At 45.4% G+C, this 16,708-nt stretch carries 11 protein-coding genes; 6 read left to right on the plus strand and 5 right to left on the minus strand.

Features of this window, described 5'->3' with window-relative positions:
* The 5 genes from FDP09_RS05570 to FDP09_RS05590 all read left to right on the plus strand — a co-directional run bounded on the left by FDP09_RS05570 (nucleotide 1) and on the right by FDP09_RS05590 (nucleotide 6,624).
* Nucleotides 1–1,587, plus strand: coding sequence for an MGH1-like glycoside hydrolase domain-containing protein (locus tag FDP09_RS05570; RefSeq protein ID WP_137401707.1), 1,587 nt, complete (start codon nucleotides 1–3; stop codon nucleotides 1,585–1,587).
* 172 nt (nucleotides 1,588–1,759) lie between these two features.
* Nucleotides 1,760–4,483 (plus strand): alpha-L-rhamnosidase, encoded by a 2,724-nt coding sequence (locus FDP09_RS05575; protein WP_229683362.1) that lies wholly within the window; start codon nucleotides 1,760–1,762, stop codon nucleotides 4,481–4,483.
* A 133-nt stretch (nucleotides 4,484–4,616) separates the two neighbouring features.
* A complete protein-coding gene (locus tag FDP09_RS05580; RefSeq protein WP_137401708.1) occupies nucleotides 4,617–4,994 on the plus strand; it encodes a hypothetical protein in 378 nt (125 codons plus the stop codon).
* 329 nt (nucleotides 4,995–5,323) lie between these two features.
* Nucleotides 5,324–5,605 (plus strand): hypothetical protein, encoded by a 282-nt coding sequence (locus FDP09_RS05585; RefSeq protein ID WP_137401709.1) that lies wholly within the window; start codon nucleotides 5,324–5,326, stop codon nucleotides 5,603–5,605.
* Nucleotides 5,606–5,964: 359 nt separating this feature from the next.
* Nucleotides 5,965–6,624 (plus strand): hypothetical protein, encoded by a 660-nt coding sequence (locus FDP09_RS05590; protein WP_137401710.1) that lies wholly within the window; start codon nucleotides 5,965–5,967, stop codon nucleotides 6,622–6,624.
* 20 nt (nucleotides 6,625–6,644) lie between these two features.
* Here FDP09_RS05590 and FDP09_RS05595 read toward each other — a convergent pair whose 3' ends face one another.
* The 4 genes from FDP09_RS05595 to ileS form a co-directional block, all read right to left on the minus strand.
* Entirely contained in the window at nucleotides 6,645–6,938 is a 294-nt protein-coding gene (locus tag FDP09_RS05595; protein ID WP_137401711.1) for a winged helix-turn-helix domain-containing protein, read from the minus strand.
* Nucleotides 6,938–7,519 carry a hypothetical protein gene (locus FDP09_RS05600; protein ID WP_137401712.1) on the minus strand — a complete coding sequence of 194 codons (582 nt, stop codon included), beginning with the start codon at nucleotides 7,517–7,519 and terminating at the stop codon, nucleotides 6,938–6,940. The genes FDP09_RS05595 and FDP09_RS05600 overlap by 1 nt, the downstream gene beginning before the upstream one ends.
* A 621-nt stretch (nucleotides 7,520–8,140) precedes the next feature.
* Entirely contained in the window at nucleotides 8,141–8,779 is a 639-nt protein-coding gene (locus tag FDP09_RS05605; protein WP_137401713.1) for a lipoprotein signal peptidase, read from the minus strand.
* Between the two features lie 48 nt (nucleotides 8,780–8,827).
* Nucleotides 8,828–12,214 carry an isoleucine--tRNA ligase gene (gene ileS, locus FDP09_RS05610; protein WP_137401714.1) on the minus strand — a complete coding sequence of 1,129 codons (3,387 nt, stop codon included), beginning with the start codon at nucleotides 12,212–12,214 and terminating at the stop codon, nucleotides 8,828–8,830.
* 322 nt (nucleotides 12,215–12,536) lie between these two features.
* On the opposite strand from ileS, the gene FDP09_RS05615 reads away from it, so the two are divergent.
* Entirely contained in the window at nucleotides 12,537–13,106 is a 570-nt protein-coding gene (locus tag FDP09_RS05615) for an LOG family protein (protein ID WP_137401715.1), read from the plus strand.
* A 1,530-nt stretch (nucleotides 13,107–14,636) separates the two neighbouring features.
* Here FDP09_RS05615 and FDP09_RS05620 read toward each other — a convergent pair.
* Nucleotides 14,637–16,472, minus strand: a complete 1,836-nt coding sequence (locus FDP09_RS05620; RefSeq protein WP_137401716.1) for a family 43 glycosylhydrolase — start codon at nucleotides 16,470–16,472, stop codon at nucleotides 14,637–14,639.
* Between the last annotated feature and the right edge of the window lie 236 nt (nucleotides 16,473–16,708).

The raw sequence follows: 16,708 nt of genomic DNA on the forward strand, positions 1-16,708 counted from the left end.
ATGCATTACTCAAAAAAACTTAGCGCTTTTGCGCCTTTGCGAATACTTTTTCTCGGTCTTCTGATTGCGGTTTTGTTGGGCAGCTGTGCCACGACGGCCGATGCTCAGGGGCCAGCTATTCTAAATAAGCAAGACTTTAAACACTATGCGGAATACTTTAACCGCATGGAAGACGAAAATATTGCCCAAGCCATTCCAAATTCAGAATCTTGGGAATGGATGGAGGAAAATATCCCACTATTTGAAGCTCCTCAGGAGAATTTCGAAGAGATGTTTTACTACCGATGGTGGTCACTGCGAAAGCATATCAAGGAAACTCCCGTGGGCTATGCCATGACCGAATTTTTGGTGGAACGGTCTTATTCTGATAAGTACAATTTGATCAGCTGTGCGCTGGGGCATCACATTTATGAGTCCCGATGGCTGCACGATCCCAAATACCTGGACCAGATCGTCCACACGTGGTACCGCGGCAATGAGGGTGAGCCCATGGAAAAGCTGCATAGTTTTAGCAGCTGGACAGCGGATGCCTTGTACCAACGCTATTTGGTGACCGGGGACAAACAATACCTGCTGGATATGCTTCCAGACCTTCTGAAAGAATACCAATGGTGGGTGGACAATCGGCAGCGGGAGGATGGTCTGTTTTGGCAAATCGACGTAAAAGATGGCATGGAAGAATCCATCAGTGGCGGACGACATGTCAAAAATGTGCGTCCTACCATCAACAGCTACATGTACGGCAATGCGAAGGCCATAGCCAAAATCGCAGCACTCAAAGGGGATGATGCCATGGCAAAAGAGTACGAGGAAAGGGCCGCCCGTATCAAGGAATTGGTGCAGGAGCACCTGTGGAACCAAGAGGATTTGTTCTTTGAGACAGTGAAAGAAGAGGGCGGCTTTGCGCAAGTTCGGGAGGCCATCGGTTTTATCCCTTGGTATTTTAACCTTCCGGAGGACAAAAATCCCTACCATGCCGCTTGGGACCAAGTGACAGACGAAGGTGGCTTTATGGCTCCTTTTGGCTTGACCACTGCCGAGTGTCGCCATCCTGATTTTAGGACCCATGGGTGCTGTAATTGCGAATGGGACGGAGCCATTTGGCCATTTGCTACTAGTCAGACCATGACGGGCATGGCGAATTTATTGAACAACTACCATCAGGACATGGTGGATAAATCCGATTATTTTACCCAAATGGAAAAATATGTGGAGTCTCAATATTACCGCGGGCGCCCGTATATCGGAGAATACCTGGATGAAAAAACCGGCTTTTGGCTGAAAGGCGACCAAGAGCGAAGCCGCTACTATAACCATTCTACTTTTAATGACATGATCATCACTGGACTCGTGGGATTCCGGCCAGGTCCGGGAGGTCGGTTTGAGGTAAACCCATTGGTGCCAGCAGCAAAATGGGATTGGTTCTGTCTGGATAATGTTGCCTATCAGGGAAATATCGTAACCATATTCTGGGATAAAACTGGTGAAAAATACAATAAGGGAAAAGGGTTGCATGTGCTGGTAAATGGAGTGGAAGTGGGGCACGCAGAAGGATTGGAGCGAATGGCATTGCAAATGCATCACTAAACTAAGGCTCGTTACAAACGAGCCTTAGTTTAGTGATGCTTAGTCTAGTGAATGGGCTAGTGCTGGGTCATTCGCATTATAATTGCCATGTTCGTTTGTCGCTTGTTACAAACTTGTTCCTCGTTCCTGTTCCTCGTTTCAAACGAGGAACAGGAAGTTTAAATAATATTACATGATGAAACGATTAACTGCTTCGGGACTTTTAATTTTTATGTTGATATCCATGGTCATGGGCCATCCTGAAGGTGATGTGGCTGTGGAAGGGCTTAAGGTGGAGATGCTCACCAATCCGTCAGGCATTGATGTGCGATTTCCGAAATTAAGCTGGCAAATTTCGACAGATCAAAAGGCCACCTACCAAGAGGCATATCAAGTGTTAGTAGCATCATCACCGGAGCTGTTGAATACTGAGGAGGCGGATTTGTGGAATTCCGGGAAGGTCGCTTCGGATGAGTGCTTAAACGTGCGATATGCAGGTGAGGAGCTGGAAAAGGATACCAAAGTCTATTGGAGGGTAAAAGTCTGGACGAATCATGGGTCGAGTGCTTGGAGTGCTACGGCACATTGGAGTTTTGGATTGCCGTACTACAAGGATTGGCGGGGGCGCTGGATAGGTTTCGACAGGGCTTTTCCTTGGGAAGATATTTCGACTTTTCCGACTTTGGGAGCGCGGTATTTCCGGAATGAATTTGAAGTAAAAAAGCAGATCAAGCGAGCCACTGTTTACCTCATGGGTTTGGGGCTTTATGAGCTGCACCTAAATGGCCAAAAAGTGGGTGATGCGGTGCTGGCACCCTCTCCGACAGACTATACCCAAAATGTAAAATACAATACCTATGATGTCACTGAAATGCTCCGTGGAGAGGCCGAAAATGCCGTGGGGATTATGTTAGGGAATGGCCGGTATTTTACCATGCGCCAAAATTATAAACCCTATAAAATCAAGAATTTCGGTTTTCCAAAGGTGCTTTTTAACCTTATCATCCACTATGCAGATGGCAGTAAAGAGGTGGTTTCGACCAGTGACGAATGGAAGGGTACCGCCGATGGCCCGATCAGGAATAACAATGAATACGATGGAGAATACTACGATGCCAACAAGGAATTTCCCGGATGGGACAGCGTAGGTTTTGATGATTCATCCTGGCTTCAAGCCGAATATGTGCAGGAACCACGAGGGGATTACGAGGCGCAGATGAACGAAAATATGAAAGTGATGAGGGAAGTTGTGCCTATATCGCTGGAAGCGATTGGCGGAGACCGATACATCCTGGACATGGGCCAAAATATGGTGGGATGGCTGCAGATGACGGCGCAAGGAGAAAAAGGAGATACCGTAAAGTTAAAATTCGCCGAGTCCCTGCAAGAAGATGGTGAGCTTTTTATGACCAACCTCCGTGACGCTAAAGTCACCGATACCTACATTCTTAAGGATGACCAAGAAGTCACTTGGGAGCCGCGTTTTACCTATCATGGATTTCGATTTGTGGAGATTTCAGGTTACCCAAGAGAGCCGAAGATAGAAGACTTTTTAGGCAAAATGGTGTACGATGATATCAGGACTTTGGGGCAATTCGAAACTTCAGATCCTGTGCTAAACCAAATCTATCAAAACGCCTGGTGGGGCATTGCCGGTAATTACAAAGGTATGCCGGTGGACTGTCCGCAGCGGAATGAACGGCAGCCTTGGCTGGGAGACCGCGCGGTAGGAGCGCATGGTGAGTTTTACATGTTTGATAATGTACGGTTGTATAAGAAGTGGCTGGAGGATATACGACTGGCTCAGAAAGCAGATGGAGCCTTGCCTGATGTAGCCCCTGCTTACTGGCGCTATTACAGTGACAATATGACTTGGCCGGGTACTTACCTAATGATCGCTGATATGCTGTATCAGCAGACAGGAGATACCAGCGTGATCCGTGAAAATTATGCTGCCATGAAAAAGTGGCTTGTCTATATGGCTGACCGTTATATGAACGATGAATTTATCGTCACCAAGGACAGCTATGGCGACTGGGTGGTGCCACCTCCCAGTATCGAAGCGGGAACAGGCCAAAATGCAGATGTAAAGCGGCCAAGTGCACTGATCTCCACCGCTTACTATTACCATTTTATGGAAATGATGAGCGATTTTGCGCGTGTTCTCGGTAAGCAAAGAGATATCCCGGAATATCAAGCCCTAAAGGAAAGAGTGCATGAAGGTTTTCAGCAGGCGTTTTATCAGGACGGTTTTTATGGCGAAAATAAAATGACCGATAATTTGCTGCCATTGGCATTTGGAATGGTACCCGAAGATGATCGACAGCAGGTTTTTGATCAAGTGGTAGAGACCATCCAAGTCAAAAACAACGGTCACCTGAGCACTGGCCTTATCGGCACACAGTGGTTGATGCGGACGCTTTCTGATTTTGGCAGGGCTGATCTGGCATTGAAAATAGCCACCAATACGACTTTTCCCAGTTGGGGCTATATGATCGAAAACGGTGCTACTACCATCTGGGAGCTTTGGCACGGCAATGTGGCCAAGCCCACTATGAACTCCCAAAACCACACCATGCTCTTAGGGGATTTGACAGTTTGGTTTTACGAGTATTTGGCGGGGATCAAAGCGGGTGCAGACAGCCCTGGCTTTAAAGTTTTTGAATTGCAGCCCGTGTTTGTAGAAGGCTTGGACAGCGTAAAAGCAAGTTTCGATTCCCCATATGGGACAATTGGAAGTCATTGGGAACGGATGGGCGAACAGATCACTTGGAAAATTAAAGTGCCTGTAAATACTACGGCGATTGTAAAAATGCCCATTGCTGCAACGGGAGAGATTTTACTGAACGGGGAAGTACTCCGTTCAGGAGAAATGGAGGTAAGGTTGAGTTCCGGAGAATATGAATTGGTGTTTTGATAGGTAGGAGCCAAGTACTTTTCCCTAAAATTGTAAGAGGCTTTGCCTTTTAGGAGGGAAATTAATTAAATTTATAGCACATTTGTTCGCTACTCCATCTACTGTTATAACATTAAGAAAACAATATGTTGTTATGGGTAGGATGAATGTAGTGTGTGTTATCATGATTCTTTTAGGGGCCTGTCAGCCGGCGAGCCCTGATTATCCCGAATCCAACTGTGCTGAAGCCACTGAGTTTGTCCAAGAAGTGGAAAATAGAAAGGGACTTTTGTCCCGCATGGAAGATTCGGATAAATATGCGATCAGCTATCATTTTCCCGGGACATATGATGTGATAGAGGTTGGTGTGGTATGCTCTATACTGGCTGATTTTTCCCTACCAGAAGGTGGGGAGGAGCCTATGGAGGTGATTTTTAGCGGATATTACTGGAAATATACCAATGTTCCACCAAGTCTGCCAGCTGGAAGCGCTGCTTATTATTTGGAGGTGACTGCCATAAGTCAGGAATGATACCGAATAATTATTCCCCAAAAATCCCGCTGTGCATCTATTGGCCTAAAATTAAAACCTTCCCTAAAGCAGGCAAACTCCTTCTTTTCTAGCAGCCAATATTCTTTTTGGCTAGTATTTCGTCAAACAAGCCTGCCTTTTTGCCTACCCGCTTTTTAATTTCTTAACGCCCAATACCTGCAAGGGGGATCCGATTAATAAGTTTCTTATGAATACATTATCATCATTATTCCATGTAGTGGTATATTTTCTTAAGTAACCAAGTTGAGCCGGAACTATAAGCCCCCCTGAGCCAAAAAAGGTATCGCTTCCTTATGACGACCCTTGGTATGCCTGTTTTCCAGCCGATGGTGGAGGCCGTTAAGAAAGGGAGTTGGCTCGCGTCGTGGAACAGCGAGACCCACTCGCTTTTAGGCCGTAGCCATCGGGTGGAAATTAAAATGGGTGACGGATCCACGTCGCAGGGGAAATCCATGTTCCATTTTAAAGGGCAGACCACCGGCCTAGATTTTTTTCTTTCTTTTTTCATCAATGGAAAAAAGGAAAAGGATAAAGTCCACCAGGATGATCAGGTTTCCCCAGCCAAAGTCAATCAAAAAAAGGACTTTTAGGTATTTGAAAAGAAGGAAATCCCCTTAACTAAACGGCATTGAACCCGCATTATGCATTAGTCTATCTATTAACCTGAGCTCGACTTAATTTTAGTATAAAAAGCGTCATAGCGAACCCTTTTAAGGAGGATGTGGGTTGGAAAAGGGTGTGGCAACTCGCCGCGGCGAGCTGCCACGGCTTCCACCCGCTCAGGCCTCCCTCTAAGCCTCGCAGTGACGATTTTATAATCGAACTGAGGTTATTACGATTCCTAATGCATAAAACGGGTTGAATTTTTTTTAGGGATAAAATCCATTGCTAGTTTTTGATATATTGGTGCCTGTTAACGTGTTATGTTTTTGGTTTTAACAGGTGTCTGATGGATGATTTCGCATTTGATTTTATTTTAGGTCTCCATATCGTTGGTGGAGGAGTCGGTTTACTTTTTGGGACGATCACCATGATTCGCCCCAAAGGTGATGGCCCACATCGAAAGTTTGGAAAAGGGTTTTATGGGGGGATGCTATTGGCCAGTTTATCAGGATTGGTGTTGTCGGTGATGCATCCCAATACGTTTTTGTTTGTTATTGGAGCGTTTACCTTGTATATGGTCGGATCGGGTTATCGGTACTTGAAGTTAAAAGGGTTACCACACCGTAACAAGGCAAAATGGATTGATTGGGGGTTAACGGTAATGATGATACTTTTTGCATTGGTTTTTTTTGTGCAAGGAGCCAGAAGCCTTTCCCAAGGGAATTTCTTTGGGGTGGTCATGCTGGTGTTTGGAGCAATCGGAACATTAATGGTTTATGGTGACATTAAGTTTTACCAAGGGGTCATAAAGAGCCAGACATTTTGGTTGCGGGGACATATTGCCCGGATGTGTGGGGCATATATTGCCAGTTTGACGGCTTTTTTGGTGGTGAATATCTATTTTCTTCCTCCATTGCTTATTTGGTTACTGCCTACAGTGACCATTACTCCTTTGATCGTGAAGTGGAGCAGAAAGTACAAAAAGCGACCTTTTGGTAGAATATAATGGATTTTGGTTTATGTGGATTACTTTTTACCCACCTGCAGATAGGCTTCTAGAGCTTGGACATACTCTTCGAAGGCCTGGATTCCCTTTTTGGTAATTTTGCAGGTGGTAAGGGGGAAATTATCACGGAAGGATTTTTCCACCTCGATATACCCGGCAGTTTTTAGCTTTCCGATCTGGATGGATAAATTACCTGAGGTAGCACCTGTCTTTTCCTTGATAAACGTAAACTCCGCATTTTCCACAGACATCAGTAAGGAAACAATGGCCAATCGGAGTTGGCTGTGCAGTATGGGGTTTAGTGCTTTGAACATCAGTTGTTGGGAATTTTTGCTTTCATTAAATGGGCGGGGATGATATAACTGGTCAAAACAGCCACCATTAGCAGGATAAGTTGGTATTGGAAGGGTTGGCTAAAAGCGATAAAGCCGCAGATAGAACTGGCAATCCCGCCAATCATTAGTATCCGGTACTTCAAGGCCATGGCCGTGGCATAAGAAGCTGTTCCGTATAAAATCATAAAGATAGGATACGCAATCTCCCATCCAATGGTAAAGGCCTTGAAAAGTACCAAGATAATTGCAATTCCCATACCTCCCCAGATTCCTGCCATCACGCGGCCCATATAGCTTTTTACCTTGCTGTGCTTTTTTCGTCTTCCTAAGTAAACGAAATGTGCTACACCACCAAGTGCCATCAACATCCACACGCGATATGGATGAGCATAGGACAAGACATAGCCAGAAACATAATGTGCCACCGCACATCCAAGCGTCAGGTAGCCCCATAGAAAATAGAGAAATCGGTCTTGGTAGATTTGATATTTGGTGGATTCTACCATTGATCGGATGAGGTGAAGGCTTTCCTTTTCATTCCATTGTTTTGTGCTTTCCATGATTGTTTGGTTAAAGTTTCAAATATATCACTAATATAAATAAGTTTATTTTATAAACCAAATAAGAATCAATTACTTATAAATTTCACTTTGATTATAAAACCGTCACTGCGAGGCTTAATATTTATAAAGACATGGGGAGATCTTTATTATCTACTGCTACCAGCATCAAGGAGCAGTTTCCAATTTTTGTTTTGTCCAGAATTACCCACAGTAAATCAAGTTTGACTAAAAAACAACCCGGTTTTTTTCCGGGTCTTTTGGATTATAGTGGGTAAAGATAAAATGCCAGCTATTGCATCGTTGATTCATAATCTTTTGTTCTGCCTGAGGTATTTGACGTTAAGAAATCAAAGAAGTGGGCTGGAAAAGGCGCAGGATTGATTGACGTGAGTCGGCACACAAAGCTGGTCTGCTGCTCACATGTAGGAGTTCACCTGCGCGAGTGCTGGCTTTGATTTTAGCCGAAATCGCTCACCGCAGCGGGTTTTCCACCACGGGCGGATAGGTTTGGGTTACTTTTTTGACCTAACGTAAAAAAGTAACAAGGTAACAAAGTGATCGTCACGCTATTACTTGGCAAACAAAATAAAAGTTACCCACAGTAAATCATATAGAACCTTATTTTTCTTCTATAAATTGACGTTGTATTTCGTCTTCTTCCTCTTCCTGGTGAGGTTTGGTATCTTCTGTAAAGAATTTCTTTTGGAATAATAGGATAAATACTACCCCCATAAAGATCGAAGCGTCGGCAACATTAAATATGGGCCATAACGCCGTATAACTTCCTCCCCACAAGGGTACCCAGTCGGGGATAAAACCCTCCCAAATATCGATATAAAACATATCTACTACCTGACCGTGAAACCAAGGCGTGCTGGCATCAAAAGGGGCATTTCCCATCAATACGCCGTAGAAGACGCTGTCCACCAAATTACCGATGGCTCCGCCCAAAATCATGGCGATACACACGATATAGCCTGGGTGGACCTTTTTCTTGATCAGGTAATAGAGGTAATAACCGATGCCCACCATGGCGACAAGCCTGAAAGTGGTCAAGATCAGCTTCCCATATTCCGAACCGAGCTGCATGCCGAAGGCCATTCCCGGATTGGTAGTATAATGGAGCTTAAACCAGTCACCGAAAATCTTGATCTGGCCGGCAGTTCCCATAGCCATATTTGTATCCACGGCCAATTTTACGATTTGGTCGATCAAGATGACCAGTAAGGTAATGCCAAAGTATTTTAAATATTTCATTTGCTATAAGTTCAGCGAATCATAATACAATGACCGCACTTGTTTAGTTTATACTTTATCTACCTTTACTTTCAGTTCGAAGTCATCCATGTCCAGCACCGTTCCTTCTTCCACATCTCCATTTACGGAAAGTGATAGGGCTTGTGTTTCGGCCTGGATGTAGGCCGAGAAGTTTTCCAGTGCACTGTCCACTTGCTCGCTTAGCTGGGCCACTTTGATGGTGATTTTGTCCTGCACTTCCAGTCCCATGTCCTTTCTCAGGTTTTGGATTCTATTGACCAAATCCCTGGCGATTCCTTCTTGTTTGAGTTTCTCGGTCAGCGTGACGTCCAGCGCAACGGTGATGCCATTGGCGCTGGCTACAGACCAGCCGGGAATATCCTGAGAGGTAATGAGCACCTCATCCAGGGCCAAGCTGGCTTTTTCGCCATCTATGTCGATCTCGATGGAGCCATTCCGTTCCAGTGTGTTGATCTCCTCCTGGCCCCATTTCCCGATCGCAGCGGCCACCAGCTTCATTTTGGGACCAAAGCGCTTGCCGAGCAGCGGGAAGTTAGGTTTGGCATTTTTCACCAATATCCCTGAAGCATCATCGATGTACTCGACACCTTTGATATTAACTTCAGATTTGATCAGTTCTTCCACGTGCTGGATTTGCTGCCTGGTCTTTTCGTTCAGGATAGGAATTAGGATCTTTTGTAGAGGTTGACGCACCTTCAGTTTGTCCTTTTTCCTCAGGCTGTGCACCAAAGATGAAATGTCCTGCGCCAATTGCATGCTGGCTTCCAGGTCTTCATTGATCAGCGCATCGTCCGCTGTCTTCCAGTCGGTCAGGTGTATCGATTCCGGTAAATCCTGTCCTGCTTCTTTTGCACCTTCAGTAAGGTTGGTAAACATCCAGTCCGCATAAAATGGCGCAAAGGAAGACATCAATTGGCTCAGTGCCATCAGACATTCGTACAATGTCTCATAAGCAGCCTTTTTATCTTGGTTCATTTCGCCTCTCCAGAAGCGTTTCCTGGCCAGCCTCACATACCAGTTGGACAATTGGTCCACTGTAAAGTTCATAATGGCACGGGTTGCTCTGGTGGCGTCATAATTGTCCATGGAGCTTTCCACTTCCTTGATCAGTGACTGGAGCTTCGAAACGATCCATCTATCCAGTTCCGGCCTTTCACTTACGGCCTCGGTTTTGGTAGGATCATAGGTAAATGCATCCAGATTAGCATATAACGCAAAGAAGTTATAGGTATTTTGCAATGTCCCGAAGAACCTGCGCTGCACTTCAGCCACCCCTTCCAAGTTAAACTTCAAGTTGTCCCATGGATTGGCATTGGCGAGCATGTACCAGCGGAGAGCATCCGGGCCATATTCTTTGAGGGTTTTGAACGGATCGACGGCATTGCCAAGGCGTTTGGACATTTTATTGCCATTTTTGTCCAGCACCAAGCCATTGGCAATCACATTTTTGAAGGCCACACTGTCAAAAAGCATCACCGCAATGGCATGAAGGGTAAAGAACCACCCTCTGGTCTGGTCCACGCCTTCTGCAATATAGTCTGCCGGATAATTGGCTTTGAAGATGTCTTCATTTTCGAAAGGGTAATGCCACTGGGCATAGGGCATCGCCCCTGAGTCAAACCAAACATCGATCAGGTCCGGTTCACGGAACATTTTATTGCCTTGGCTGTCCACCAAGATCACGTCATCCACGTATGGTCGGTGGAGGTCGATCTCTTCTCCTTTAAATGGAGACGCTTTCATAATGCCCTTGGCAATGGATTTTTCGATCTCTTCGTTCAGTTCAGCGATGGAGCCGATACATTTGGTTTCGGTAGCATCTTCGTTTCTCCAAACCGGCAACGGCGTGCCCCAGAATCGGGAACGGCTCAGGTTCCAGTCCACCAGATTTTCCAGCCAGTTGCCAAAGCGGCCGGTTCCAGTGGCTTCCGGTTTCCAGTTGATGGTCTTGTTTAGCTCCACCAAGCGATCCTTGCAAGCGGTGGTTTTTACAAACCAGCTTTCGAGTGGATAATATAGCACGGGCATGTCTGTCCTCCAGCAGTGGGGATAACTGTGCTCGTATTTTTCTACTTTGAACGCTCTATTTTCATTTTTGAGGATAATGGAAATGATCACATCGGTGTTTTTGTATTCCGCGGCATTTTCATCCTCCTTCAGGTAATTCTTCACATAGAAATCATCCACCGTATATTCCTTGTGGGCAGTGATTTCGTGCTCCTTCATCTTGGCCAAAAGGTATTCGCCTACAACGGGCAAGAACTTACCTTTTTTGTCCACTACAGGGATTTCATTGTCCTGTTCGTCCTTGACAAATACACCGGGAACACCTGCTTGTACCAAGGTCCTAAAGTCATCCGCACCGAAAGCTTTGGCGAGGTGCACGATTCCCGTACCGTCTTCGGTGGTCACATAGTCCGCTGGAATAACAGTATAAGCGGGATGTGGAAGCTTGATGCCCTCAATGGGGAAAAGCGGTTCGTACTCCATGCCCAGCATGTCGCTCCCCTTGAATTCTTCCACCACTTCGTACGGGATCAATTTGTCCCCGGGCTTGTACTCCTCTAATTTCAGCTCAGCAGCTTTTTTGTTGAAGAAAGCGCTCATCCTGGCTTTTGCCAAAATTACCGTTTGTGGCTGGAAGGTGTAAGGGTTAAAGGTATTGACTTTGACATAGTCCAGCTTCTCGCCGACTGCCAATGCAGAATTTGAAGGAAGTGTCCATGGGGTGGTGGTCCAAGCGATGATGTATTCATTTTCGCGGCCTTTTACCTTAAACTGCGCTGTGATGGAGGTGTCCTTCACATCACGGTAGCAGCCCGGTTGGTTGAGCTCGTGAGAACTCAGACCTGTACCTGCCGCTGGGGAATAGGGCTGGATGGTGTAACCTTTATAAAGGAGGTCTTTATCGTATAACCGCTTCAGCAGGCTCCAAAGCGTCTCGATATATTTTGGGTCAAAGGTGATATAGGGATCATCAAGATCAACCCAATAGCCGATCTTTTCGGTCAGGTCATCCCATTCGTCCTTAAACCGCATGACCGTTTCACGGCATTTTTTATTGTATTCTTCTACAGAAATTTTCTTTCCAATATCCTCTTTGGTGATGCCAAGCTCTTTCTCTACTTGCAGCTCCACCGGCAGACCATGGGTATCCCAGCCGCCCTTACGCTTCACTTGGTATCCCTTCAGGGTCTTGTACCGACAAAAAATATCCTTCAGTGTTCTGGCCATCACGTGGTGAATGCCCGGGGTACCGTTTGCTGACGGGGGGCCTTCAAAAAAGGTAAATGTCTCGGCTCCCTCGCGGTTTTGCACGGACTTTTCAAATACCTTGTTCTCTTGCCAGTACTGCAGGACACTTTCTCCTATTCCGGGATAATCTACTTGTTTGAACTCCTGATATTTTTTCACGATATCTTCCTTATTTCTTCTTGATCAAATGCTTGCCAGCCGGGTATGCCCTTTCGGAAGGAAAAGCAGTACCTGGCTAATTGTTTCAAAAGCAGGCACAAAGTTAATAGAAAAGTAGGGTTTATGTATGGAGAAAGCTGAAAAACTCACTTTCCCCTACCTATTCGCAAAAAACACCCTTTCCTTCCTGAAAGTATTTATGCAGAAGATCTCCATTTCAGCCCATTTGATTCTCTTTTATTTAATGGGTTGGGCTTGGGAAAGGGCACAAAATTCCAGTTATTAGTAAAATTGTTTTACCCCCATTACTACTGCGATTAACATGAAAAAAATAACCATCTACTGCGGCTCCAATACCGGTAATAATCCTGCCTATAAAAAAGGTGCGATTGCCTTGGCAGAAGAAATGATATTGAGGAAGATGGATTTGGTGTATGGAGCAGGGAAAGTAGGTTTGATGGGGATTATCGCGGATCACATGCTGAGTGTGGGAAGAAATGTCTATGGCTTCATTCCCCAGAAATTAGTAGATGTGGAAGTCGCCCATCATGGCTGTACAGAGCTGACGGTGGTGGAGACCATGCGGGACCGCAAGTGGCTGATGGCTGAGACCGGTGATGGCTTTATCGCCATGCCTGGGGGGATAGGAACACTTGAGGAGCTTTTTGAGATCATGACCCTCAATCAACTTGCCTATATCCAAAAGCCTTTGGCGCTCTATAACGTGGAGGGGTATTACGATAAATTGATCGAGTTTCTGAATTTTTCCGCACAAGAGGGGTTCCTCAAACAAGCCCAAATGGACCTGTTGATCATCAGTGATAATCCTGCCGAGATGTTGGACAAAATGGCTGCCTATCAGCCCAAATTGGTGCCCAAATGGGGTAAATAGAAATCACGGATCCATGCTCCCTAACCTGGCGGCTATGGGTCACCAGAAGGTTCACCATAGCAAGACTATGCCTCAACCTCCAAACAGCCTGATTTTCTTGTAGTTTCAGCTCTCATAACGATTCCTAATGCATAAAGCGGGCAATGCCATTTAGTTAGTGTGTATCTGGAAAATACAGGTTCTATTTTTTTTCCTTGGGCAGTTATTTTTCTAGCTAAATTCCTAGGTGGTTTTCATCCCTTTACCTTTGTTACTTTTTTGCTTCAGATCAAAAAAGTAACCCAAAAACCCCGCCGCTACGCCACGGCGCACAGGTGTGCAGCTATTGGGCTAAAATTAAAGCCTACCCCCATGCAGGCAAACTCCTCCTTTTCTAGCGGCCAACATTCTTTTTGGTCAGCCTTTCGTCAAACAAGCCTGCCTTTTTGCCCGCCCGCTTTTTAATTTCTTAACGTCCAATACCTGCAAGGCGAATTCAGCTAATAAGTCCCAAAAATGTACCGCTTTTAGGCCGCAGCCATCGGGTGGAAATTAAAATGGGTGACGGATCCACGTCGCAGGGGAAATCTATGTTCCATTTTAAAGGGCAGACCACCGGCCTAGATTTTTTTCTTTCTTTTTTCATCAATGGCCTGCCCCGAAGGCGTTCGGGGGAAAAAAGGAAAAGGATAAAATCCACCAAAATGGCCAAAGCCATACAGTTAAAGTCAAATAGAAAAGAAACTCCTAGCAGGTGAAAACAGGGAAATGGCCTTAACTAAACGGCATTGAAAGCGGGTTTAAAAGCGATTTCCCTGGCCTCCTGCAACCGTTTGATTGGGTTTTAGCAGGGAAATGCGGCTAAAACCGAAAACGTTGGATGGGCAATTTACCACTGGCTTCACCCATGGCTATGAACATGTCGCTCCTCTGGGGCTAGCTTTCGAGTGTAATCTTTCAATGCAGGCCCAACATGCATTTGGTGCCTTTAGGACGTTGCGGCATTTTTATGTATCGGTGGTTTTTCCATATAAGTAAACTGGCAGCCCCCAACTTTTCCGCTTGATCCGTTAAAAAAAGCCAGGGAGCTAAACGTGTAGCAGCCCTGGCTGTTGCGGTTGATTTGATTTTGAATAATATAGTGCATGATGTGTGCCAATCTTTTATAGCTATTTAAAGCAGTAGCCTTGGCGATTTTTTGGGTATTTTCATGGAATGTTTCCTAAGGTTGAACAGCCCGCCCAAAAGGACAGGCTGTTACAAACACACTTACAATTAACCATAACAACCCAAAAAGGGTTCTCTTTAACTCAGTTTATGCATAGGGAACCATTACAGATTGGTAATGCATATTCCGGTTTTTATTAACCTGAGCTCGACTTAATTTTAGTATAAAAAGCGTCATACGAATCCTTTTTAGGAAGATGTGGGTTGGAAAAGGGTGTGGCAATCCCGAAATACTGAGACTGCCACAGCTTCCACCCGCTCAGGCCTACCTCTAAGCCTCGCAGTGACGGTTTTATAATCTAACTGAGGTTATTAGCTTTTGTATCATTCAGTATATAATATTTCGCTTTTCTTCGAAATACCATTTTCATCAAATGCCTCTACTTGGTAATAGTAGCTTTGATCGGTATTGAGCGCGCGCAGTTCGTATTCACTTTGGTCGTACATCAGTGCGGAGAGGTTGAGTTTTTCCTTACTGATTCCCCAATAGATCACATAGCCCGTGGCTCCGTCCACCGGATCCCAGCTGAGGAGGGTATTCCGTCGGTCGCTTTGCCGCTTCACGGCAAAATTTGAAGGAGTTTCAGGAAGGGCTTCTTGTCCGTTGCCAAATACCCTCAGCTCAGAAATGGCCAAAAACTTATTGGTGCAATAAACGTGCTCATAGCGAACATATCGTGCTTCCACCGCTTTGTCCAATTCGATATAGCCATGAGGCATGTCGCGTTGGTTATTGGAGTAGTCCGCGACGATTTCCCAATTGGCACCGTCCAGGGAGGTTTTGATCACAAACTGTTGCCGAAGGGTGTCAGGACGTCCGAAAATCTCACTGTTAAAATCCTGGAAGTTGATCTGCACTGCTTTTACATCCATTGGTTTTTCCAAATCCACCTCCACATAGATGGAATCGTTATTGGCCTCAGATACCCAGTAGGACCGTATTTCTTCGTCATTGATCTGGCTAATGTCAAATTCCCTGATCTGTTCTTGCATATAGCCTCCTTCACTTTCGTCCACCACATTGATATCCATATTGACTTCAGCGGAATTGGTTTTTACGGGTTTGTTAAAAGATAGCAGCATCCAGCCTGTAAAGCGGTGCTTGTGCTCCTCCACATCGGTGTCCGGGAGATAATGTGGATAATCCCCGTATGCCGTGTTCACAAACATCTGTCCATCTTCCTCAAATCCTGCTGGATACATCCCGATCCTGCGTTCAAATTTAAAGTTCACCGAAATGGCCATCGTTGCAAAATGCCAATGGTTACCGTTATTATCTTCCACCGTGCTGCCATGGCCGGAGCCTTTAAGAAATCCGCCAGGTTTATAGGAAATAGGATTGTAGGGTGCATACGTGAAAGGTCCAAGGGGACTATCACTGGTATAAACCCCATCTGCATAGACATTCCATTGTGTACCGGGAGCACCGTACTCCAGGTAGTAGGTGTTATTGTGCTTCACCATCCAAGGCCCTTCGATAAAGGGCTTTAGGTCACTTTTATGATCTTGGCCGAATCGCTCCCAGCCGTGTTTGTCTGGTTCAAGATTAAAGAGGTCCACCTGCTCGCCCATTGGGATGAAATAATTCTCAGCATCCAGTTCTATGCCATGAATGGGCCATTTATTGGAGGATTCTTCGTAGAGATAGACTTTGCCGTCATCATCTACAAAGAGATTGGGATCCTGCACACCACCAGGTACATTGATCACTGCAAAATTCGTTTTCCAATCACCTAAATCAGGATTATCCGTTTCGATCACCGCTCCGCGTCCGGATGGATCTCCCAACAGGATGATCTTTCCGTCTTTCACCGCCGCTGCGGGAGCATTTGAACCATTGAAGTACCAGCTTTGGGGGCGGATAAATTCCCAGTTGCTCATGTCGTCCGATACCCAATAGCCATGCGAACGGGTGACAAAGAGGTAGTATTTGCCCTTAAAATTCACAATGGCCGGATCGGCACCGGAGCGATAGGATACATTGTTCCTTGCCCGGTAATGGGACATATAGGTGTAGTCGATATCTATGGGGTTGCAGTACGTCTTAAACCTACGCTCGGAGACTGCTGGGGCAGAAGGTCTGTTATCCTCCTTTTTGGTCTCAGGAGAACAGGCGGCCAACATCCCAATCGATAATAAAGAAAGTACTATTCTTTTCATTTGGTAAGGGTTGGTTTTACTTTTTGGGCTTACAATGTGAATAAATCAGGCTCAGGGAACCATCCATTGAAATTCATGATCAAGGTAGGGCAATCACCTGACTGTAGGTGGATTTTCAATAGTTTATTGAGAATATCATCGGTTTATTTTAGAAGGTTTTAAGCTTAAAAATCCCGTTTTAATTACATGAGAAAATTAACGCACATCGCTATTTTACGAGCTTTAGACCTTGAGGG

This window comes from Echinicola rosea, from assembly GCF_005281475.1.
Lineage (GTDB): Bacteria > Bacteroidota > Bacteroidia > Cytophagales > Cyclobacteriaceae > Echinicola > Echinicola rosea.

Excerpts from the sequence above, each read along its gene's own strand:
- FDP09_RS05615 (WP_137401715.1), top strand. The coding sequence starts at position 12,537 with ATGAAAAAAATAACCATCTACTGCGGCTCCAATACCGGTAATAATCCT.
- FDP09_RS05575 (WP_229683362.1), top strand. The coding sequence starts at position 1,760 with ATGATGAAACGATTAACTGCTTCGGGACTTTTAATTTTTATGTTGATA.
- FDP09_RS05570 (WP_137401707.1), top strand. The coding sequence starts at position 1 with ATGCATTACTCAAAAAAACTTAGCGCTTTTGCGCCTTTGCGAATACTT.
- FDP09_RS05580 (WP_137401708.1), top strand. The coding sequence starts at position 4,617 with ATGGGTAGGATGAATGTAGTGTGTGTTATCATGATTCTTTTAGGGGCC.
- FDP09_RS05595 (WP_137401711.1), bottom strand. The coding sequence starts at position 6,938 with ATGTTCAAAGCACTAAACCCCATACTGCACAGCCAACTCCGATTGGCC.
- FDP09_RS05620 (WP_137401716.1), bottom strand. The coding sequence starts at position 16,472 with ATGAAAAGAATAGTACTTTCTTTATTATCGATTGGGATGTTGGCCGCC.
- FDP09_RS05590 (WP_137401710.1), top strand. The coding sequence starts at position 5,965 with ATGGATGATTTCGCATTTGATTTTATTTTAGGTCTCCATATCGTTGGT.
- FDP09_RS05585 (WP_137401709.1), top strand. The coding sequence starts at position 5,324 with ATGCCTGTTTTCCAGCCGATGGTGGAGGCCGTTAAGAAAGGGAGTTGG.
- FDP09_RS05600 (WP_137401712.1), bottom strand. The coding sequence starts at position 7,519 with ATGGAAAGCACAAAACAATGGAATGAAAAGGAAAGCCTTCACCTCATC.
- FDP09_RS05605 (WP_137401713.1), bottom strand. The coding sequence starts at position 8,779 with ATGAAATATTTAAAATACTTTGGCATTACCTTACTGGTCATCTTGATC.